21 protein-coding genes are annotated in these 20714 nt (G+C 30.9%); 3 read left to right on the top strand and 18 right to left on the bottom strand.

What is annotated here, in order from left to right; genetic code table 11:
* Positions 1–42: 42 nt before the first annotated feature.
* The 9 genes from PBN93_RS04680 to PBN93_RS04640 all read right to left on the bottom strand — a co-directional run bounded on the left by PBN93_RS04680 (position 43) and on the right by PBN93_RS04640 (position 8585).
* Complete coding sequence (locus PBN93_RS04680) at positions 43–705, bottom strand: hypothetical protein (protein WP_077404802.1); 663 nt, start codon at positions 703–705, stop codon at positions 43–45.
* 119 nt (positions 706–824) lie between these two features.
* On the bottom strand, positions 825–1337 hold the full coding sequence (locus PBN93_RS04675; RefSeq protein ID WP_077404799.1) for a hypothetical protein: 513 nt from the start codon (positions 1335–1337) through the stop codon (positions 825–827).
* 56 nt (positions 1338–1393) lie between these two features.
* A complete protein-coding gene (locus PBN93_RS04670) occupies positions 1394–2068 on the bottom strand; it encodes a hypothetical protein (protein WP_077404796.1) in 675 nt (224 codons plus the stop codon).
* A 259-nt stretch (positions 2069–2327) separates the two neighbouring features.
* A complete protein-coding gene (locus tag PBN93_RS04665; RefSeq protein WP_271081577.1) occupies positions 2328–3542 on the bottom strand; it encodes a nuclear transport factor 2 family protein in 1215 nt (404 codons plus the stop codon).
* 18 nt (positions 3543–3560) lie between these two features.
* The gene (locus tag PBN93_RS04660; RefSeq protein WP_271081576.1) at positions 3561–4481 is read right to left on the bottom strand and encodes a helix-turn-helix domain-containing protein; all 921 of its coding nucleotides are present in this window, start codon (positions 4479–4481) and stop codon (positions 3561–3563) included.
* A 227-nt stretch (positions 4482–4708) separates the two neighbouring features.
* On the bottom strand, positions 4709–5080 hold the full coding sequence (locus tag PBN93_RS04655) for a lipocalin family protein (RefSeq protein ID WP_271081575.1): 372 nt from the start codon (positions 5078–5080) through the stop codon (positions 4709–4711).
* Between the two features lie 199 nt (positions 5081–5279).
* A complete protein-coding gene (locus PBN93_RS04650; RefSeq protein WP_271081574.1) occupies positions 5280–6188 on the bottom strand; it encodes a hypothetical protein in 909 nt (302 codons plus the stop codon).
* Between the two features lie 353 nt (positions 6189–6541).
* Positions 6542–7615, bottom strand: coding sequence for an MvaI/BcnI restriction endonuclease family protein (locus tag PBN93_RS04645; RefSeq protein ID WP_271081573.1), 1074 nt, complete (start codon positions 7613–7615; stop codon positions 6542–6544).
* A 163-nt stretch (positions 7616–7778) separates the two neighbouring features.
* Positions 7779–8585 (bottom strand): restriction endonuclease, encoded by an 807-nt coding sequence (locus PBN93_RS04640; RefSeq protein WP_271081572.1) that lies wholly within the window; start codon positions 8583–8585, stop codon positions 7779–7781.
* Between the two features lie 27 nt (positions 8586–8612).
* Between PBN93_RS04640 and PBN93_RS04635 the strand changes: the two genes are divergently transcribed.
* Positions 8613–8864, top strand: a complete 252-nt coding sequence (locus tag PBN93_RS04635; RefSeq protein ID WP_271081571.1) for a hypothetical protein — start codon at positions 8613–8615, stop codon at positions 8862–8864.
* On the opposite strand, the gene dcm is transcribed toward PBN93_RS04635, so the two are convergent.
* From dcm to PBN93_RS04620, 3 genes are all read right to left on the bottom strand, one after another.
* On the bottom strand, positions 8865–11066 hold the full coding sequence (gene dcm / locus PBN93_RS04630) for a DNA (cytosine-5-)-methyltransferase (protein ID WP_271081570.1): 2202 nt from the start codon (positions 11064–11066) through the stop codon (positions 8865–8867).
* Between the two features lie 419 nt (positions 11067–11485).
* Positions 11486–12835 (bottom strand): hypothetical protein, encoded by a 1350-nt coding sequence (locus PBN93_RS04625; RefSeq protein WP_271081569.1) that lies wholly within the window; start codon positions 12833–12835, stop codon positions 11486–11488.
* Between the two features lie 241 nt (positions 12836–13076).
* Positions 13077–13550 (bottom strand): hypothetical protein, encoded by a 474-nt coding sequence (locus PBN93_RS04620; protein ID WP_271081568.1) that lies wholly within the window; start codon positions 13548–13550, stop codon positions 13077–13079.
* A gap of 310 nt (positions 13551–13860) precedes the next feature.
* Here PBN93_RS04620 and PBN93_RS04615 point away from each other — a divergent pair, with 310 nt between their 5' ends.
* The gene (locus tag PBN93_RS04615) at positions 13861–16161 is read left to right on the top strand and encodes a DNA topoisomerase 3 (RefSeq protein ID WP_271081567.1); all 2301 of its coding nucleotides are present in this window, start codon (positions 13861–13863) and stop codon (positions 16159–16161) included.
* Positions 16162–16168: 7 nt separating this feature from the next.
* Here PBN93_RS04615 and PBN93_RS04610 read toward each other — a convergent pair whose 3' ends face one another.
* The gene (locus PBN93_RS04610; RefSeq protein WP_271081566.1) at positions 16169–16963 is read right to left on the bottom strand and encodes a CPBP family intramembrane glutamic endopeptidase; all 795 of its coding nucleotides are present in this window, start codon (positions 16961–16963) and stop codon (positions 16169–16171) included.
* Positions 16964–17050: 87 nt separating this feature from the next.
* The gene (locus tag PBN93_RS04605) at positions 17051–18052 is read right to left on the bottom strand and encodes an NAD(P)/FAD-dependent oxidoreductase (protein WP_271081565.1); all 1002 of its coding nucleotides are present in this window, start codon (positions 18050–18052) and stop codon (positions 17051–17053) included.
* Between the two features lie 82 nt (positions 18053–18134).
* Here PBN93_RS04605 and PBN93_RS04600 point away from each other — a divergent pair, with 82 nt between their 5' ends.
* A complete protein-coding gene (locus PBN93_RS04600) occupies positions 18135–18509 on the top strand; it encodes a Fur family transcriptional regulator (protein WP_077403955.1) in 375 nt (124 codons plus the stop codon).
* 18 nt (positions 18510–18527) lie between these two features.
* On the opposite strand, the gene PBN93_RS04595 is transcribed toward PBN93_RS04600, so the two are convergent.
* From PBN93_RS04595 to PBN93_RS04580, 4 genes are all read right to left on the bottom strand, one after another.
* Positions 18528–19214 carry a GNAT family N-acetyltransferase gene (locus tag PBN93_RS04595; protein WP_077403958.1) on the bottom strand — a complete coding sequence of 229 codons (687 nt, stop codon included), beginning with the start codon at positions 19212–19214 and terminating at the stop codon, positions 18528–18530.
* A gap of 57 nt (positions 19215–19271) precedes the next feature.
* A complete protein-coding gene (locus tag PBN93_RS04590) occupies positions 19272–19649 on the bottom strand; it encodes a DUF2200 domain-containing protein (protein ID WP_077403961.1) in 378 nt (125 codons plus the stop codon).
* Positions 19650–19660: 11 nt separating this feature from the next.
* Positions 19661–19966: a hypothetical protein gene (locus tag PBN93_RS04585; RefSeq protein WP_271081564.1), complete on the bottom strand. Its 306-nt coding sequence runs from the start codon at positions 19964–19966 to the stop codon at positions 19661–19663.
* Between the two features lie 89 nt (positions 19967–20055).
* Positions 20056–20562, bottom strand: coding sequence for a hypothetical protein (locus tag PBN93_RS04580; protein WP_271081563.1), 507 nt, complete (start codon positions 20560–20562; stop codon positions 20056–20058).
* Between the last annotated feature and the right edge of the window lie 152 nt (positions 20563–20714).

Below are 20714 nucleotides of genomic sequence, written 5' to 3'. Positions count from 1 at the left end.
AATCTGCATTAGCTTTAGGCTTTGTTCTGGGCTGCTTTTTAGTTAATATTTATACATTTCTAACTCGTCAAAGTCTTTTATTTCAGACAGTTTTATTAAACTATCTATTTCAATATTATTCCAAGTTTCCTTAAATATTTCATCTCCACTTTCTGCGTTCTCATTTGTATTTTCTTTTACTAATTTCTTTTTTGTTAAGAAATTTATACTTGTTTCTTTAAGTATAACGGGACCACGATTACTACTCGAATCGTATCCAATTAGTTTAAAATTTGAGTTTTGAAATCTGAATGTATATTCCCAATATCCGTATCTGCCGTGTCCAAAATGGATATATAATTTGTTGTTTTTAATTTCAATCCATAATTCTGGCGCAAAATAAACTCCACCATCTTCATTTTCCGATGAGAAACATTCTAAATTTTTATCAGCAAGTTCATAACCGTTTGCATTTTTAAATAGTACAATAATTCCACGCCTATTCCGGTCAACTTTTTTGTTGAATTGATTCATAACAACATTTGCCGAATCAGTCTTTTTAATTACCAAAACATAATCTACCAATCCGTCCTTATTAAGGTCTCCAGAATATTTTTCAAATTCAGTATAACCTTTGGGAATAAAATTGGATAATTGGCTATTTTGAGCTTTACAGCTAAAAATTATTAGTAGAAAAAAAAAGGATATTTTTAAAACTCTATTCATACAATTTTCAGTTTTTAATGGTTTACGCTTTAAATTGCCTACAACTATAAATAAACGCAACTTTAACGCTCTAGTTTAGTTTTTTGTATAAATTATAATTAATTCTGTTTTCTTATATTTTAGTATACTTTATAACTTTCATCGGTAATTGTACTTAAAGAGAGGCTGCCAAACCTATGTAAATCTGTAAGGTTACCATCTAAAAAATTTGAAAGGTGAGTTAGGGCATCATCTTGTAAAACACCCGTAGCGGCTGTTTGATGTTCTTTTACAGACTTTTCTTTAGAACCTCCAAAAAACTGACTAAGTTTTGAGGTAGGTACAATGTTAGACGACATATATTCTAAAACCAATTTAATTTGATTGGGCTGTACACTTGGACTTGGATACAGGTGAGGATGAATATGCAAAATATATTCTTTTCTGTTTCTTTTAAACGAAACAGAAAAATTCCAAGAATTATCTTCAACTATGTCAGAATCGTTTTGGTTTTCTGGTGTAGCTTTGGTTAGTAAATTAAACCAATTAATGCTTTTGTATTGTTCTAGTACTTGTTTAGTAGAAGAAACTGTAGTGTCTATTCTCTTTTCGTTAGACATATAATTCTCTAAAGAAATTATGTATTTTTCCATAGTAACTTACTTCAATTTTTATTAGTTAATGCAACTAAATGATTATATATTTTATATTATTTTCCTATTACTAGTTTTCCTTGGTTAAACCAACAGTAATACCCCATTTCCCATATTTTAAAGTATGGCTCAAAAACATCAAAATTTATTTTTTGTTGGTAAGACGGATACTGCAAATAATACGAAAGATTATAATCACAATTTATAGCGTAGTATGCCTCGCTTAACACTTCAATAGTTGCTTTGTAATCTGTATTGTCTATAAACCAATCAGAAATTGACTCATAAACTATGGCGTTGGTGTCGTTTTTGTTTGTTCTAACATCAAGATCCGAAATTTCTACAGTTTTAATTTGAGACATAGTGTCTATAAACTCCTGGTCGCCTGTAATTTTAGAGAACAGTGTTAAGTTTTTAATGTATTTTTCTCCGTATAACAGTAATAACTCTTTGTTTTTTGTAGGAGCCGGACAAAAATACGCGGGAGTTTTTCCTTCTGTAGCTAATTCATTAAAGATGCCTTTAGTAGCGTTAAAAATTTTCAGCAATCGTTTGTAATAAAGGTCTCCTTCTTTAATTGGTTTAAACACCTTTTCAAGATTAGTTCCGTTGGGCATAAATGCCTGAAAATAACCATAAAATTGATCACTTAAATCATCAGACTCAACATCTAAATCTATAACTTCATCTATAATATCTCCTAAATACTTAGCGTATTCTTTTTTTGTCATTTTTAATGTAGTTTGGGTTGTATAAATTATGTGGTCTAATAATTTTACATCTACGTTATTATTTTTATAAAATTAAAGGAATTGCTATGATTTTGTACTAGTAAATGTTTTTTTGCCTAAAAACAGTTTATATCTGTAAGGTTTAACCTTATTAATTAAAAAAAAAGAGTTTGCTTGTTATACTTTCCGTTAGGAAAAATACAAACAAGCAAACCCAAATTACTTTTATTAAGCGCTAAGTAATGCTACTTGCTTAGGTTTAGTTGGTTTTAGATTTTAAACGTTCAATAATTTGTAAAGCAACATCTTTAGATGATAAATAATTTTGCCCAGTTATTAAGTTCCCTTGTACTTCTACCTGAGATGTATTTCTTTTTGAAAACTGAAAAATACCACCTCTTTCTTCTATGGTTTTTTGAATTAAAAATGGCCAATGTTTAAAATATTCAGCATCTTTTTTCTCAAAAGAATCTGGATACCCATTAACAATTTTACCTTCATAAACATAGCGGCCATCTTTAGTTTTAAGGTTTACAATACCAGCTGTACCGTGGCAAACGGAAGATATAATTCCGTTATGCTCCTCGTAAATTTCCATAGCAATTTTTTGGATATCCTTGTTTTCTGGCACGCCATACATAGCACTACCACCACCAATATAGTGTACAGCTTTGTAATTTTTAGCAATAATTTCTATTGGTTTTTTAGTGTGTTTTAGTGCGTACATAAAGTCTTTGTTGTACACAAGGTTTTTTTGTAACGGGTCTGATGTGTCTATGTACGTTAACGGAATGCTTCCGCCGTTAGGACTAACAAAATCTACAGTATAACCAGCATTTTTAAAAGTAGTATAGGCATTGGTTATTTCAGAAAAACTATTGCCTGTAGCAATATCAGAATCTCCATAAAATGATGCGTTAGATACTATAAATAAAATTTTATTTCCTTGTTGATTGCTGTTTTCACTAGCTGCAGATTTGCTAATAATTTCCCATTGGTTTTTAATTTTTTTAAGGAGAAACATATCTATGTACCTAGAGTTACTCTCAGGAAAAAGAATTTCTGCTTTAGCGGTAGCTATACCTTCAAAATTATCTATAGATATGATGTTGCCAATTCTCCCATTAAATTCTCCTTGTTTTTTGTTTTTATACCAGCCAATATATTCTTTTGCAGGAACTACCCATAACGTTTTTTCTTTGTTCTCTAAATATAAATTGGCATTAGCATAAAATGCTTTTTCTATAAGTTTGGGTTGGTTGTAAGATGTGCCGTTTATGTAATTTAAAATAGTGGTTTCTATTTTAGACCTGTCTGTTTGGGCAACGGTTATATTGCTTACTATTAAAAAACCAATGGTTAAAAAAAAATGTTTCATATGTGCATTATTGTTTATAATTAATGCAGCAATACTAATAGCAATCTTCTTTTTGGTTGTTACAGATTTATACCATAAAACTCCTAAAGTATACATTAGGAATTTTGCAACACATTACTTATTAATGTATTTAGTTGGTGTTGTGTTGGTTACTTTTTTAAAGGCGGTGTAGAACGTGCTTTTAGAATTAAAGCCACTTTGCTCTGCAATAACATCAATTTTTAGGTTTGGTTTTGATTTTAAAAGCAGTTTAGCCTCTTCAATTCTATATTCATTAATAAATTGTGTAAAGCTTTTGTTTAAATCGTTATTTAAAACTTGCGATAGTAACTGTGGCCTAATATTTATTTTTTTAGCCAATATAGGTAAAGTTAAATTTGGGTTTTTATATAATTCTTCCTCTTTAAAAGCAAATTTTATTTTGTTTACAATTTGTTGTACTTCATCTTTTTGCAATTGTATTGCACTGTATTTTTCTTTCTTTTCTGATGTAATAAAATCTTTTTTTCTTTTATAAAATAACAGTAATCCAGATAAGTAAAAGGCAAACGTAAATGAAAAAGCACCCAAAATGTACGATGTGTAATTAGCGGTATAGTAAGCAATCCAAATAATAAAAACACCAAAAAATACGCTTAGCATCCAAACATCATCATAGTTTAGTTTTTCTTTTTTGTTTGTTATTTTTTTAAAGGCACTTTTTAATAAAAAAGCAGAAACTACTATATATGCCAACCATTGATAGTTAATTACGGTATAAAAATAAGTAGTCCAAAGCTCTATATTTGCAGTGTAAGGGTATAGCAAGCCTATACCAAAAATAACTACTGTTAAAACTGATATTTGAAAAACTAATGATTTGCGATACTGCTTGTATGCCGTTGTTTTAGATTTTACATAAAAATATAAAAAGGGTCCTATAAGAAAACAGGCCGATAGGCCAATTTGCAAGTAGTTTTTAGATAAATCTGGATTATAATAAAAGAATAAAGATTTCCAAACTCTAATACTTAAAGCAGCTAATAACAAGCCCAAAAAGTAATTAGAATTATTTAATGGTTTACAAAAAAATAAAAAATACAGACTTAAAATTAAGCTATTAAAAGCCCCCAGTGCACTAAAGAAAAATATTAAATTATTATCTAAGTTCAATTTATTGTTCTGGTTTTACAGCAAGTAAATATAATATTCTGTTTTAACTTTTTACTTGTTGGCACTAAATTTTATGCTTGGGGCGTTGCAGTTGTTTTAATAACGGAGTACTAATTTTTTAAATAAAATTTAAATTTTTCTGAAGCCAAAACTAATTCGTTATCAGTTAATTTTAAAATATTTAATTCTTTTTTCTCTTTTTTAATATAGATGCTTATAATACTATCATTAATATGCCATGTACCTTGCATACTTGATCCCATTTGTGTTATTAATTTAACCTTATTTTGGGGCAGAAAGTTGTACGACATTTTGGAGTTTATATCAACCTTTATTGGAACGTAGTTGTTTAAAGTTACGGGTGTCATTTTTTCCATTTTTTGTACTCTCCAATTTTTGGTAATTTTTTCTTCCAATTTGTTAGAACAAGAATATAATAGGGTAATACTAGTTATAGCAAGTATTTTTAATGTATTTCTCATCTCATTTTATTTATGCACTAATGGCTCTTGTTAAATTAAATTACTAACAAGGTTGTTGTAATTGGTTTGTTGCGTGGTTTAAGCTCTAAAGTTAGCAACTAAAAACCGAATAGAAATTTGCTAGTCCCTACATTTCGGGATTTGTAAGTAGGTTATAAATAACAATTAATTTTATTTGGTGTTACCAACAGTTTTATTCTTAACTCATCAACTTCCATTCTTTTCCATTATACAGAGCTAAATGTTTATCTGATACAGACCAAAGTCCACTTGGACCTTTAAATAGTTTAAATGTCGAAAACTCAGGTGTACTTTCTACAAAAACTTCAAGTTCACCATCTTTTAACCTAAGAATATTAAAGTTATTAGAGAAGTAAATAGCATCATTATATGTGCAAACAGAGTCTATATCATCATCAGAGACTTCACTTTCCAATTCCGTCCATTGACTTCCTCTACCTTCCAAAATTATTCCCATTTGACCAGCAATATAAACTTTGTCATCAAAAACATCTCCATCTAATAAAATGTCATCGGTTGGTGTTTCTATTTCAGACCATTTGCCGCCTTTATTTGTCCATATTACTCCTTCCCATCCAAAAGCATATAATTCTTGAGAATCAAATCCTGTAATATTTTCAAAACTACTCGGCATAGGTTCACCTTTCATAGCTTCAATACTAATTTCCTCCCAACTTGCATTTATTTGTTTAAATATAAATCTATTTGTTCCTCCAACATATAATTCTCCATCAACTAGTTTAGAAAATCTAATTTCACTGGGAGGATCGTTTTTATCATCTTCAGTTTTATAAACATTAGAGAAAATAGTATCAGCTTTATTAAATTCTAAACAAGATCCGCCCCAGTGCGTTAAAAATATTTTATCCTCATTTATATTACTAGATATACCTTCGGGAAGCCAACTTACACTACCAGCGTTAGACCAATTTCCTTTATTATCTCTAATTAAAAATACGCTCTTTGGGTTTTTTTCAGGATCCATACCAAAAGGATGAGAAATCATTATTACTTCTCCATTTAATAATTCAACACCCGAAGAAAAGGTGAATTTTGATAAGTCAATTTTATTATTAGATTCTACCATAATTTGTTTAAATTTTATTGTTGGTAACGTACTTGTATATGGTTTACTGCGCGGTTTAGTACGTAATTTAGCAAATAAATGCCAAATAGAAAATCTGCTAGTCCGGCATATAGGAGTTCTTAAACAGATAAAGACTAGGCCTTTGCAATTGCAAAATCAGGACTAATATATAATGATTCTTACAGAAGCACTTTAGTTAAAAATTAGTTGCTTTTTACCACAGTACTTTGTTACCTGACTGACGTTTTTCCGTAAACTTGCTAGCGTTGGCTAAGACATACTCTTTTACAGTTTTGGCGTAGCTTGGATGTCGTGTCTGGAAATGTGCATGGCTTTGTGCGTTGGCAATTCTACTATGCCATCAAATTATAACTTTCACTCGGTGGAAAAAGCAATTCAATCCCTTTTGGTTTGATTTTGAACAACGGACCTTTTTCAATAACTTTTCCTTTTGAATTTCGTTTAATTAAATGGTCAAGTGTTATTATTCCTTGTTCAATTAATAAGTCAAATTGCGAGGTTATTGGCTTTTTTGTGTGTTCTACCAACTTGTATTGAAAATGTTCACGGTTATCAATTTTGATACTTTCAGCTTCTACCCAAAAAGTTTCTTTATGTTTAGATTTCAATCGGTTATGAAGTTTGTCCAATGTCCAGACTACAAAATCTCCAACCTCTGGCTTATTAGAATTTTCAATTAATTGTTTTATGTCGTTATCAATTTTTAAATTCAAACCTTGTGAGTTTCTTGTAATCGCAGAAACTGTGCAATAAAGTTTAAAATCATCATCACGCTCATAACCGAAATTATCTAGAATTTCTGCTGAACTTTTAAACTTACTTAATTTCCAATCTGGAACTTGTGCGAACAGATTTTTACGATTTGTTCTACTGTTTCTAAATGATTTAAGTTCAATTCCTTTATAATCTGGTTGTTTAGAGGAATTAATGTCAATTCCTAGAGCTGTTTCAAGTGTTCTACCTACAGAAGTGTCAGCATCGACCATTGAAGGAATTGGACCAGCGCTTGCAATTTTTCTTAACATAGCTAAAAGTTCCAAAGCAACTTCATTTTCTGTCGTATTGATTGCGTTAATTAATTCTTGAAATGGATTTAGAATTGAAGAATAAATCAACTCCTTGATATCTAATTTTGTCAAGTTAAAAACTTGAAAATTATCGTTGTAAAAAGTGATACCAATAATATCATTTGGGTCAGTAACTTTTGTTAAACCATAAAACCAAATCCGTGGGTCTCCTTTTTTAGTTGAAGGGCGATATAGAGATGCTTTTGATTTTATAATCTTAAATCCAGTATGAATAATTGCTGGAATCATTACTTTACTCTCTGTACCTTGACTTTGTAATTCGTAGTCGTGTATATTCTCACTTTTTAAATAGCTACGAACAGAACCTGTCGCATCCATTATAGATTTTTTTAATCCTGTTTCGGTTGGTTCAATTAAAGTAAGAGAAACTTGGAATAAAAATAATTTGGGCGTTACCTAAAGGTCGGGCTATCCGCTACAAGTCCTCGCTCGTGCCTCACTGTGGGCTTTCCACTTCTATCCCTAACGCAAAAGAAAACAGTTAGAAGTTTTTAAACCAGTCTTCGTCAATTGTAACTTCCTCTTTAAATTCTACAGAAACTCCAAGTCCGAGTTCTTTTAGTTTTTCAACTAATAAATCTCCGTCAATTAAATCTATTACTGGCGCTCCATCTCTTGATGCTTCAGCAATTGCATCTCTTGTAAACATACCAGTAGTAATAAATAATCCTTTATCAGTTCTACCAACCATTGCGCCACGAAAATCTCTCATATCTTTTGCGCCAACTTTGCCTTTATACCTTTTACATTGGAATATAATATGAAAACTTAAAATACCATTTATTTTGGCGATACCAACTCCATCAATTCCGCCATCTCCAGTTCTTCCAGTAACTTCAACTTGCGAAAACCCTTTTTCTCTTAATATTCGCTGAACTAAGCGTTCAAATGCGTTAGGCGAAAGGTTTTCAGTAATTACATTTAGCAATTTTTCTTTCCATTCTTCATCATCAGTAATTTCTTCATCAACTCTTTTAGCTTCACTTTTATCAAAATTGATTTTAAATTTCGGAAGAGTGATTTCTTGATTCGCTTTTATTGCCCAAACACCTCGTTTAGAATTCTCAATTAATCCTTGGTTTTTGAGCATTGTTCTAACCCAAGCCATTTGATATTCAAACTCAGTTTGATTAGTGTTTTTATGCATTTTATTCAATAATTCTTCAGGCAATTGAAGAATATCGATTACTTTATTATTTATTTCATCATTTGAGCCAGAGCCACCTAATTCAGTTAAAGCCTGTATCGTATAATTAAAAAAATATTCTCTTTTTGGAAATGATTTCATATTTTGCAATATACAATTTTAACAAAAATGGAAGTAAAAAATCTACAACATCTTAAAGAGCTTGCAAATAATGAAAATGGCGATTTTGAAGACTTTTATATTGTTTTAGCAAATGGATTAGCTAAAAGTAGTAAAAGGATATTGTATTCGTCGGAATTAGACGAATTTTCCTTAATTCACGAGATAGACGAATCATATCAAGAGTTCAATTCTTCTGAAATAGGAATTAAAACAAATTTAATTTCAGCAATTAATGCTAAATCTCTATTCAAAGGTTAATTAAATATTCTTAAGAATTTTTTCTGCTATTGCTTTCGCGAAAAGCGGTGGTGTTGCATTGATAACTATATCGTTCAGAGATAACTTTTCTGATTTTAATCTTCCTATATCATTACTTCCTTGAAATACAAAAGAGTCGTCAAAAGACTGTAAACGTGCCATTTCTCTAACGGTTAAAGACCTTGGCGAATTGTAATGAATATAATCATCTGCAATTGTCATTATTGTAGAACTTTGTTCGTCTGGTTTTAAAACATTATAATTTCGTTTATTTGTCGAAAGACCTAATTTTTCTAATTCTGGTTGCGCTTTTTTATAATCTCCATTTTTTAAAATAACTCCAAGTCTTTCTATAACAGTTTCGTTTTGATTACTTGTTTTGTGATTATTGAGGATATCGAAATACTTTTCTCCATTTTCAAGTGCTTCTGTGTTTCTTACATAAAAAGGTTTTGTTTGAGGTTTAAAGCGTTCAATTAATCTTCCTTTTCTCGACCATTCCGCAAATGATTTTCCACCTTTAGAAATTGGCTTTCCATCTATTCTTCTTTTCTTTAAAAGTTTAGACATTTTCTTCGCAGTTCCATTGTATTGAGTAGAAATATCGATTAATTCGTATCGGTGAGCTTCTTGATTGTTCCCAATAAAATCCAAATCATAAAGTGCTTCAAAAATAGTCACCTTATCTTCTTTAGAAACGGTTGCAGGAATTTCAGAAATATATTTTTGGTCTTTGCGACAACCAATGAAAAGTACTCTTTCTCTATTTTGCGGAACACCATAATTTGAAGCATTAGCAACAAAAGGATTTTCTATTTTGTAAAGCCTAATGCTTTCAAGAATAGTTTCTAATTCCTTTTTTTGTGATTTATTGCAATGCGATTTTAAAATCTCAATAGATTCATCAAAAGAGGTTGTATAGATTTTTAAAGCGGTAATAATGTCGTCACAATCTTTTTTGTAAGTGGTCGGAACTTTTAAAATTTTGATGGCATTTTCAATTTTAGATATTACATTCTCTGAACTGATTTCTGTTAGAAAATCAGTAAAAGTATTCACAAAATTATCACTATCAATATTACAAAAGTCTTTTTCTTTTATGATATCACGCTTTAATTTCTCCCATTCTTTCGCTCTAGCTAAAAGATTAAAACCGTGACGAATAGTATTTATATTCTCGTCTGTTTTACTGGTTTTATAATCTGCAATTTTTGGTGTTAGTTTTCTAAACCTATTTTCTACAAAATTTATAAAATCTGCTTTTCCTCTTTCTTTGTCTTTTTCGAGCAGTTTTTCAAGTTCTACACGTTTTATAATACTATCGAATAGAAAAGAATTTGATTCTACTCGCACTTTTTTTATAAATGATGTGAGTGAAGGAATCTCTTTAATGTCAACTATAGAGTTTATCTCTTTAATGATAAGCTCTTTTATCTTACCTTTTTCTTTAGTTAAAATACCTTTTACATTCTCCATTACGAAGTATTTTGGCTGTAATACCTTAATAACTTCTAAATAATGGGAAAATAAGTCGTCTTTTTTGTCGAATTTTTTACGTTTTCCTGCAAGACTAAAACTTTGGCAAGGTGGACCTCCACAAACAACATCAATTTTTTTGCCATCTATTTTCTCTAGTAAGTTATCTAAAAAATCTGGTTCAGTAATATCTTGTTTAAGAAATTCTGCATCCAAACCTAATTGGTGATTATATCGCACAACGTGAGTTAATTCACAGTTTTCGTTTATATCGTTAGCGACAACAAAATCAAAGAACTTATTGTTGTGTTCAGCTTGTAGAAACCCTTCGCTAAAACCACCTGCTCCAGCAAATAAATCTACAAAAGTGAAAGGTTTTCCATAAAGTGAAACTTGTTCTTTTACGATATTGACGTTATTATTTTCTTTATAGTTTTCAATATGTTCGTTTAAAATTCTTTTAACATCATCTTGAATAAAAGTCTTTTTATTGGAATAATGTAAAAGTTCATCAGTTCTTTCTCTTAAGAAATCTAAATAATGATTGATTTCGTTTGATTCCGTACTTGTTCCTATCGCTTTCTGTTCAGACTTGTCAAATTTTTCAGGTTCAATTTTCTGTCCTGTAGAAACTTTAACCTGTCTACCGTTACAGTTAATTCGAAGGTGAATTGGTGCAAAGCCTTTTTTATCGGTTTTATCTAAGTAAAAATTTATTGTTGCCATAATTATTTGCGGACGTTTTTACGTACACGGACAAATTTACGGACATTTTATTAAATTCCAATTTAATTCTTTTTTTATTCAGTTTGAGGTTGGGAAAAGGCAAGCTTTTTTTATTTTTTGAGGCACGAAAAAAATGAAATGTGCTTGACTATGCGGTGGGATTCGCTTGCTAGTAACGGTTTTGTGTATGATTAGTGGTGTGGTTTAAGAACTAAATTTAGCAAATAAATACCAAATAGAAAATCTGCTAGTCCGGTATATAGGAGTTCTTAAACAGACAAAGACTAAGCCTTTGTTATTGCAAAATCAGGACTAATATATGATGATTCTTACAGAAGCACTTTAGCTAAAAATTAATGAGTATTACTTGTTTTTTACCACCAGTACTTTGTTGTAGTGCGTAATTTTTTTATTTATAGTTATTTACCATTATTAATAATACCATCTTCAATTTCGTCTGTTGCTTTTTCAATAATGCTTTTCGTATTATCTTCAAGTGTCTCAACTATTGTTTTGTTCTTTTTCTTATCTCGGTCAAAATAGTTTAAAAAGGGATTATCAGATTTTTGATAATTTAAAATTAATTTCCCAGGATTCTCACTTGTTACATTTAAGAAACTATTCAGAAGTTTTATTCTTAATTCTTCTGACATATCAGCATTTTCAATGTTTTCTATTTGTTTAGAAAGTCCTTCTATTGTCATACTTAACACTTGTTTGTGAGAGTATTCTTCTATTAATCTTTTTGATAAGTTGACCTTTTTATTAGCAGAAATTGTAGTCCAGATTAATGGAATGTAAAGAGGAAGAAAAGCTAACATTATTTTTGGTGCTCTTTCTATTGTATCAGTTAAAGTTGCTCCTGATAAAAGATAAACAATACTAATCGTAATCGGCAATAAAGCTGATAATGAAATGTATAAAATCCCTTTATTAAAACTCTCCTTATATTCCTTGTATAATTCTTCTTCTTCTCCTTTTTTAGTAACAAAAGCAGAACTTAAACCTGCGGTTAAAGCATTTGGAAGTAATGATTCGATTTGCTTATTAATTTTATCATATTCTTTTTTTGAATTTGATTTTAGGCTTTCTATATCATCTTGATTTATTTTGATAAAGTCGTTGTATTGTTCTTTACTTGTTTCTTTTAGGTTTTCAAGGTTTTTTTCTAAATTTCCGGAAACTTCTGTTAGTTGATTGTAAGATGTTTCAAGTTCTTTTTTTAAACCTTCTACATTAATTATTTCTCCATCTTCGTCTTTATCTTCATAACCTAAGATTTCTCTATGAAGTTCGTCTATCTCTATTTTCTTGGTTAAAATTCCTTTATATGTTGTATTCGCTTTACTAGAATTTTCCTCAATTTTTAAAATTAATTTATCTAATTTCTCAATTTCCTCTTCGATTTCTGGATGTTCTTCTAGAACTTCACTTATTCTTGTTACAAGATTTGATAAATTTGTACTGTTTTCAAGTAAATCATTACTAACTTGAACTGATTTTGTGTGATTTGAAGTTATATCACTCAATTTATCATCAATTTCAGATTCTATATTAACTAATTTTGAGTGTATTTCGTTTGCTTCGTTTAGTCTAATTTCAGCTTTGTTTCTATATTCAGCTGCTTTTCTTGATGCTTGTTTAGCTTCTTTTTCAATATCTGACGGTTTTTCAGCAACTTGTTTTTCAAGAACAGAAAGTCTTTCCCAAAGCTTTTTTCTTTCTTCTTCTAAGTATTCAATTTTTTTTGAATTTTTTCCGTCAAACATTTTTTTTCGGTTTTATGGGTTATTCACTACAACGTTTAATATATTGCAAATTGGGCAGTAGAAAGCGATAAACTTTTAAGTTTGCATTGAGCCAAAGCATTGTATTTTGTTTTTAATTTTTTTTGTCCAAAGCTAAATCCCAAAGATTTAGCGACCTCATAAATATAAACAGACCATTCTATTTTGTCCAAAACCCCGCATTACGTTTAGCCATTGTTGTGCGTAGTTTTTTCTCCGTCTCTCAAATTAATTGTTCGTTAATTTTTTCAATAAATTCGTCCAACTCCTTATTGTTACGAGCGGAATATCTTTTAACTCCACCCATTTGTGTAATAACTAAATTCGTTGTTACCTTATCTGGTTTTAGTCCGAAACGAATAAGCCAAATTAAAATCAAATAAACTGGAATGAAATAACTTACTTCTGTCCACATTGGTTCGCTTTCTCCAAAAATCATAAATCCAGTTGCAATTAATAAAACTACCATTCCTATAATCGCGAAACCCAGAACTTTTGAGCGAAATCCATTCCGCTCCTTTTCAGTCCGAACAGATGTCAATTTGGAAAGTGGATAATTTTCTTCGCTCTGATTGTCTTTTGACGTTTTTGAGATGAAGACAAGTCGGCTATTAGTCAAGATTCCTTTGTTGAAAGTGTCCTTGGTCCGACTGAAATAATATTCTTTTATGATTTTTTCGCCTTCTTTAAGTTTCATTCGTTTTTCGGTTGGTTTAAATTACGCACAACTACATATAAACTCAATTTATTGCGTTTATTCCGCCAATAGGGTTGTGTAAACGCACATTTGGCTTAGCAGTTGTTTTTTTTGGTTGTTAAATTTTCCTACAATGTAAAACTATTTTTTGTGCTGCAATTACCAAAATGTGTAATTGGTATATTTTTTAGTATGGTTGGTTTTTTTTACCTACTTTTTGGCTAAAACCTGTACCTAAACTTTTTGTTAATTTCTTTATGCCTTAACTGTAAATACTTCCACCAATAAAATCCTATTTTTACACCTTGTTATGAAAGTATGTATTGCAGAAAAACCAAGTGTTGCCCGTGAAATTGCCACTGTACTAGGGGCAAATACAAAACATGATGGGTATTTTATGGGTAATGGCTATGCAGTAACCTATACTTTTGGCCATTTATGCACACTTTGTGAGCCTAACGACTATAAACCTCATTGGAAAAGTTGGGACCTTAACAACTTACCAATGCTACCCAGTAAGTTTAAAACCAAAGTAGTACAAGAGTCTGGCATACAAAAACAGTTTAAAATTGTAAAAAAATTATTTGACCAAGCTACTGTAGTAATTAACTGCGGTGATGCTGGGCAAGAAGGAGAGCTAATACAACGTTGGGTTATAGACCAGGCAGCGTATAAAGGAGAGGTGCAACGCCTATGGATATCTTCTTTAACTACAGAGGCTATAAAAGAAGGGTTTGAAAAACTGCAACCAGCCACTAAGTATGACAATTTATACTACGCTGGTTTTTCTAGGGCTATAGGAGACTGGCTTTTGGGCATTAATGCAACACGTTTGTACACCGTAAAACACGGTGGTTACAAGCAAATGTTGTCTGTTGGGCGTGTGCAAACACCAACCTTGGCAATGATTGTAACTAGGTACCATGAAATACTAAATTTTAAACCGCAACCATATTGGGAGCTGCAAACCTTGTACAGAGATACACTGTTTAATTGCGAAAAAGGAAGGTTTTTAAAGAAAGAAGAAGGAGAGGCTTTTGCGACAAAAGTAAAAGAAAACGATTTTGAAATTGTTTCTACCACCAAAAAAAAGGGTAAGGAATATGCGCCTAAGTTGTTTGACCTTACTGGCTTGCAGGTTTATTGCAATACAAAATTTGGTTTTTCTGCAGACGAAACCTTAAAAATAGTACAAAAATTATACGAGCAAAAAGTAGTTACTTACCCAAGGGTAGATACTACCTTTTTACCTAATGATATTTACCCTAAAGTTGCCGGAATTTTACAAAAGCTTACCAATTACCAAAACCTTACGCAAGTTGTTCTGGCAGGTAAAATTAGAAAGTCTGCCAAGGTTTTTAACGATAAAAAAGTAACAGACCACCACGCTATAATACCTACGGGTGTGCAAATAAATTTACAGCACAACCAACAGTTGGTTTTTGATATTATTACCAAACGTTTTATTGCTGTTTTTTATCCAGATTGTGAGGTGGCTAACACCACAGTTTTAGGTAAGGTAGATACAGTGTCTTTTAAAACAACAGGTAAAGAAATACTAAAAAAAGGGTGGCGTGTAGTTTTTGAAAATCCGGATGCTAAAAATAAGCCCGAAAAAGGCATATTACCATCTTTTGTAAAAGGAGAAAAAGGACCTCATGAGCCTTCGTTTTTAGAAAAAGAAACCAAGCCGCCAAAACAGTACACAGAGGCTAGTTTGCTACGTGCTATGGAAACAGCAGGCAAGCAGGTAGATGATGATGAAATGCGAGAGCTAATGAAAGAAAACGGTATAGGAAGACCGTCTACCAGAGCAAATATTATAGAAACACTTTTTAGGCGTAAATACATAGAGCGTAAAAAAAAGCAGTTGCTACCAACACAAACAGGCATACAACTTATTGGTATTATAAAAAATAAATTGTTAACCTCTGCCGAGCTAACTGGTATGTGGGAAAAACAGTTAAAAGAAATAGAAAGCGGAAATTTTCATGCAGGTGTTTTTATAAACAACATGAAAAAAATGATTGATGACTTGGTGTATGAGGTTCGTATTGAAAAAAAACACATTAAAATTTCGCATGCAGTCACAGAAAAAGCTGCAAAACCTGAAAAAGAAAAGAAAATTACCTCTGTACAGGGTAAAACGTGCCCTAAATGCAAACAAGGTGTATTGTTAAAGGGCAAAACTGCTTACGGTTGTAGCGCCTATAAAACAGGGTGTAAAATGGTATTGCCTTTTGTGTATATGGATAAAAAAATATCTGAAAAACAGTATTTACGACTGTTAGATAAAGGTTGTACTGTTAACTTAAAGGGTTTTAAAACAGACAATGGTACCAAAGATGGTTTGTTGCGTTTTAATGATAATTTTGAGTTGGTGTTAGAAGAAAAAAAAATAGCACCAAAACAAACACAAACAGCGGTGCCAAACCCTATGCCGTGTCCGCAATGTAAAACCGGCACAGTATTAAAAGGCAAAACAGCCTATGGTTGTAGTGGTTACAAAACAGGCTGTACTTTTAAATACCCTTTTAGTGTTTTAAGAGAAAAAGCAGCAGGTAAAACCTTAACTAAAGAACTTGTTTATAAACTGTTAAACAAAAAGTAATGCTTTTTTAAACATTGCTAACAGTAGCTTCTGTAAGCTTGTATTTTTTCATTAAAAATAACCCATAAATTAAGCAAGGTAGGGCAAGTAGGGCAATAAGTATGGCATTTTCTAAAGATGTAGCCTCGGCAATTTTTTGTTTTATAGGCAGACCAACCACATCTAAATCTGCAACAAAGTCTATTAGTGCGTGTACTATAATTAATGGGTATATTCTTTTAGTTATTACTAGTAAAAACCCAAACATAATGCCTATAAATGTGGCGTATAGTACTTGTGTTAATTCGCCGTATAATCCGCTATCAAAATTTAATAAATGTATAACTCCAAAAAACAATGAAGAGGCAAATACCGATGCAATAATATTCTTTTTTGTGTTACCCAAATAGTTTATAAAATGCGACTGAATAAAACCTCTAATACTTAACTCCTCTGCAAAGCCTATAGAAATAGAGTAAATTAAAAATATAAAAACGTTAGGCAACAAATTATCTATGCTTACAACATCTATTATGGCAAGGTTTAACAGCACTAGATATACTAACGGAAACAATAATAAATACCATTTTTTTAATTTTCTTTTTTTTAATCCTGATACCTCTAATAAACCATTTTTACGAATAAAAAATAACGAAACAGCAATTAATACAAGATTGGCACATACATTTACAAGTGTGTGTATAATGTAAGATTCTATTTTTTTACTTATTAATAAGTATAAGAGGTACTCTCTTGTAATTAAAATAAAAAGTAAAGCACATACAAAAAGTATTAGCTGGCTCCAGAACTGTTTTTTAGTCATAACTTTGGTCTTAGTTGGTTTGTTTACTTAATAGACGCTATTACGGACTAATTTGTTGCCTAAGGTTTTTCTGTTTGGTTAAAATAGTTAAAAGTTTTCCTGAGTTAGTTCATTGTTTAACATTGCACCAGCTAAGTTACCAGTATAAACTGCACTAGATAACGCACGTAGTCTAGAGCTGTTGTCTCCGCAAGCATACACGCCATCTACTGTAGTTTTTTGCATAGGGTTTACCTCAATATGTCCGTTTTCTGTGAGTTTACAACTTAATTGGTCTGCAATATTTGTGCTTTGTTTAAAAGGAACATCTGCATAAGCGCAATCATAATTTTCAGAGCTTCCGTCTTTAAATTCAATTTTTTCTAACTGTCCGTTTGTGTGCACAATGGTTTCAATTTCTTTTTCATTAATTTTAATGTTGTGCTGCTTAAGTTTTGTAAGTTCTTCATCACTAAAATTATTTTTGCCCATAGTAATAATTGTACTGTTATTAGTTAAGTTATTTACTAATGATGCCAAATGAAAAGCCCTTTCTCCGTTAGCAATTATAGCAGTTTTTTTGTTTTTGTACTCGTAACCGTGGCAGTATGGGCAATGTATTACAGATATGCCCCAGCAAGAAGAAAAGCCTTGTATATTGGGCAATAGGTCTTTAATACCTGTGGCAATAATTATTTTTTTGGCAGTAAATACGTTTTCATTGTCTGTAGTTACACTAAAAATAGCCTTGTTTTTTTTAGCGTTAACCACAAATCCGTTATGGTGGGTAACACTGTTGTAGGCTGCTAGTTGTTCTTTTCCAATTTTTAAAATTTCACCAGGCTTACTGCCATCTTGACTCAAAAAATTATGAGCGTGTGGTGTTTGTGCGTTGCAAGGTTTACCAGCATCTATAACCAAAGTTTGTTTTAAAGATCTACCCAAGGCCATAGCAGCAGATAATCCTGCATAACTTCCGCCAATAATTATTACATCAAAATCTGTTTTATTCATTTTATACACGTTTTTAAAAAGGTTCCATAAGGGGTTTTGTACGGTAATATGTAAACCACCAATAGCCAAAGCTTTTATAACATTTCTCCTTATCATATTTAATTATTAATGCAACTATGTTGCAATTAAAAACAAATATATATTAATTTTTGTATTATTGCGATACAATCGCAATAAAATGAACAGAAGAAATACGCCAACTAAAGAAGCAGTATTAAATTTACTAATAAATGCTAAAAAAGCACTTAGTCATGATGCTATAGAAAAACAGTTAAGCATAGCTATTAATAGGGCTACAATTTATAGGGTATTAAATAGGTTTTGTGAAGATGAAGTGGTTCATAAAATTGTAGCTGAAGACGGCAAGCAATACTTTGCAATTTGTAAAAAATGTAAAAACGAGGAGGAGGTAAAGCCTCACTTTCATTTTAGGTGTACCAGTTGTGATACTATAGAGTGTTTAAAAATTCCTGTAGAATATACCGCACCAAATGGGTATACAGTAGCTAGTGCAAATTGTATTTTAACCGGAACTTGTAAAAATTGTATGTAGTTTACATAGTGCTGCATACTACTTTTTAGCATACAACCACCAATTCATATCTCTTGTTAGTGTGTATCCTAATTTTTGATAAAGTGCTATTGCTGGGTTTCCTTTATTGGTGTGTAAAATAGGGGTTTTGTTCTCTTTTAAAATTTCTTTGGTGTTGTGTGCAATTAGCTGTTTTGCTAATCCTTGCCTAGTGTAACTTGGGTGTGTAACAACAGCGCTAACTTCTGTAAAAAGATTTGTTTGCATACGTTGCCCTGCAATAGAAACCAGTTTTCCACTTTTAAATATGCCAAAGTATTTACCCATTTCAAAGGTTCTTTTTCTGTAGTAACCAGGCATAACTAGCCAAACTAAATTATAAATTTCATCACTAAAAGTCTCGTCTAATAACACAATTTCTTCGGTTATTTTTACGTCTGCTAATGTATTTAAAACCATTTGACAGCCCTCAACTTTTTTCTCTAAAAAAAGGGTTGAGTCGTCTATTAATGGAGTTTCAGCTTCCGATACAAAGAAAAATTTATCTGTAGTTTGTGCGTAGCTGTTAGCGGCTTTTTTAGTACTACTAGTATCATAAAAAGCACCAAATGGGCATACCTCGGGATTGTAAAATTTTACATTGTTAAATGTAACTGCAAATTTTTTGTGGGTTTCTTGTAAAGAATACCAAACAGGGTTTTTTAGTTGATCTTCTAGTGTAGGCATTAGTAAAAAAATTACATTTAAATAAAGCGTTTTTTGGCTGTGTGTTACTGCGTAAAATTATTTCTTTTTTTCGCGTAAAATCTTCTCCATTTTACGCCCTTTTGCCAATTCATCTATCAATTTTTCCATTTGCCTGCACTGTTTGTACAGTTTAAATTCTTCTTCTATTTCTTCAATACGGTAACCACAAACAACACCTTTTATTAAATCCTCATTAGGGTTAATTTTAGCTTTGTTAAAAAAAGTTTTAAACGTCACTTTTTCATCAATAAGGTTTTGTAAGGTAGTAGCGTTAAAACCAGTAAACCATTCTATTACTTGGTCTAACTCTTCTTTAGTTCGCCCATTTTTTTCTATTCTACTTAAATAGTGAGGATAAATAGAAGCAAAAATCATATTTGCAACTTGTTCATTTTTTTTGGTGGTGACTTTCATAATTTAAGTTTTTAATTAAAATAGGCTATCTGGTATGTGTGTTCTGTAGTAATGGTTGCTACCGATCCTACCTCATTAACAGTTTTAGAACTACTGTTTTTTAAACTATCATACGCATAACTTATAAATTTTGTTTCTTTTCCTTTCTCAAAAAAACGATGTTCATACAACAAACCGTTTTGGTAGGCCATAGTCTGCTTGCTTTCTAAAACATTGTTTACATAAACCTCTGTTTTTGTACAATTTTTAGAACCGTCATAAGTGTAATGTTCTACAAACCCTACGTTATCATTTGCAACCGTGTTGGTATGCTTCATTTTTGAAACTACACCATTTAAGTAAGTATAAGTAACGGTATTACTGTAATTTTTACCATCTTGGTTGTAGCAATTTTCTATTAGTGTAGTTAATTTTTTTTTTGGTTATACTCGTAGTTTTTCTCACAATAGGTACCAAACAAATGGTTATTATTTTTTGTGTAAATAATATTGTTGTTTTTATCCGTTTTTGTAATGGATGATTCTACCAATTCATCATCCTCAAAAGTTTTGGTTTCTAGTTCGCTTTCTTTGTAAAAATATTTTTTTACCGTTGTATAGCCGCTAGGCCCAAGTATTTTTTCAGTTTCGCTGTCTAATTTACTATTTAGATAATTGAATTTTGTAATGCTATATATTTTTCCATAAGAATAAACGGTTTCCTTTAGTAAAAACCCACTTGAATTAAACTCTTTTTCTGTATTTAAAATAGGAGATTTGTTATTGCTTTTAACTTGAGTATACTCTTTTATACTTTTTACTTTTCCAGTTAAATTTAATTTTTCTAAATCGGTTTTATTGTAATTCTTCATTTTCATTTGTTGCGCATTGCAAATTGATGTAGCTAAAAATATATATAGTAATAGTTTTTTCATAAAACAAAAAGTCTAACTTTTTATTAGTTGATGCGGTTTATTTTTTTTGTATCAAATAATATATAAATATAATGGCGTTAAAAATTGCTAATACAGTACTTAACACCCAAGTCCAATTAAATTTGTTAGTGTTGTATAAGTGTAAAGAGGAA

Source organism: Cellulophaga omnivescoria, assembly GCF_027915275.1.
Taxonomy (GTDB): domain Bacteria; phylum Bacteroidota; class Bacteroidia; order Flavobacteriales; family Flavobacteriaceae; genus Cellulophaga; species Cellulophaga omnivescoria.
This window is presented reverse-complemented; position numbering and strand designations above follow the sequence as displayed.

Excerpts from the sequence above, each read along its gene's own strand:
- PBN93_RS04680 (WP_077404802.1), bottom strand. The coding sequence starts at position 705 with ATGAATAGAGTTTTAAAAATATCCTTTTTTTTTCTACTAATAATTTTT.
- PBN93_RS04675 (WP_077404799.1), bottom strand. The coding sequence starts at position 1,337 with ATGGAAAAATACATAATTTCTTTAGAGAATTATATGTCTAACGAAAAG.
- PBN93_RS04670 (WP_077404796.1), bottom strand. The coding sequence starts at position 2,068 with ATGACAAAAAAAGAATACGCTAAGTATTTAGGAGATATTATAGATGAA.
- PBN93_RS04665 (WP_271081577.1), bottom strand. The coding sequence starts at position 3,542 with ATGTATACTTTAGGAGTTTTATGGTATAAATCTGTAACAACCAAAAAG.
- PBN93_RS04655 (WP_271081575.1), bottom strand. The coding sequence starts at position 5,080 with ATGAGAAATACATTAAAAATACTTGCTATAACTAGTATTACCCTATTA.
- PBN93_RS04650 (WP_271081574.1), bottom strand. The coding sequence starts at position 6,188 with ATGGTAGAATCTAATAATAAAATTGACTTATCAAAATTCACCTTTTCT.
- PBN93_RS04645 (WP_271081573.1), bottom strand. The coding sequence starts at position 7,615 with ATGGATGCGACAGGTTCTGTTCGTAGCTATTTAAAAAGTGAGAATATA.
- PBN93_RS04640 (WP_271081572.1), bottom strand. The coding sequence starts at position 8,585 with ATGAAATCATTTCCAAAAAGAGAATATTTTTTTAATTATACGATACAG.
- PBN93_RS04635 (WP_271081571.1), top strand. The coding sequence starts at position 8,613 with ATGGAAGTAAAAAATCTACAACATCTTAAAGAGCTTGCAAATAATGAA.
- dcm (WP_271081570.1), bottom strand. The coding sequence starts at position 11,066 with ATGGCAACAATAAATTTTTACTTAGATAAAACCGATAAAAAAGGCTTT.
- PBN93_RS04625 (WP_271081569.1), bottom strand. The coding sequence starts at position 12,835 with ATGTTTGACGGAAAAAATTCAAAAAAAATTGAATACTTAGAAGAAGAA.
- PBN93_RS04620 (WP_271081568.1), bottom strand. The coding sequence starts at position 13,550 with ATGAAACTTAAAGAAGGCGAAAAAATCATAAAAGAATATTATTTCAGT.
- PBN93_RS04615 (WP_271081567.1), top strand. The coding sequence starts at position 13,861 with ATGAAAGTATGTATTGCAGAAAAACCAAGTGTTGCCCGTGAAATTGCC.
- PBN93_RS04610 (WP_271081566.1), bottom strand. The coding sequence starts at position 16,963 with ATGACTAAAAAACAGTTCTGGAGCCAGCTAATACTTTTTGTATGTGCT.
- PBN93_RS04605 (WP_271081565.1), bottom strand. The coding sequence starts at position 18,052 with ATGATAAGGAGAAATGTTATAAAAGCTTTGGCTATTGGTGGTTTACAT.
- PBN93_RS04600 (WP_077403955.1), top strand. The coding sequence starts at position 18,135 with ATGAACAGAAGAAATACGCCAACTAAAGAAGCAGTATTAAATTTACTA.
- PBN93_RS04595 (WP_077403958.1), bottom strand. The coding sequence starts at position 19,214 with ATGCCTACACTAGAAGATCAACTAAAAAACCCTGTTTGGTATTCTTTA.
- PBN93_RS04590 (WP_077403961.1), bottom strand. The coding sequence starts at position 19,649 with ATGAAAGTCACCACCAAAAAAAATGAACAAGTTGCAAATATGATTTTT.
- PBN93_RS04585 (WP_271081564.1), bottom strand. The coding sequence starts at position 19,966 with ATGAAGCATACCAACACGGTTGCAAATGATAACGTAGGGTTTGTAGAA.
- PBN93_RS04580 (WP_271081563.1), bottom strand. The coding sequence starts at position 20,562 with ATGAAAAAACTATTACTATATATATTTTTAGCTACATCAATTTGCAAT.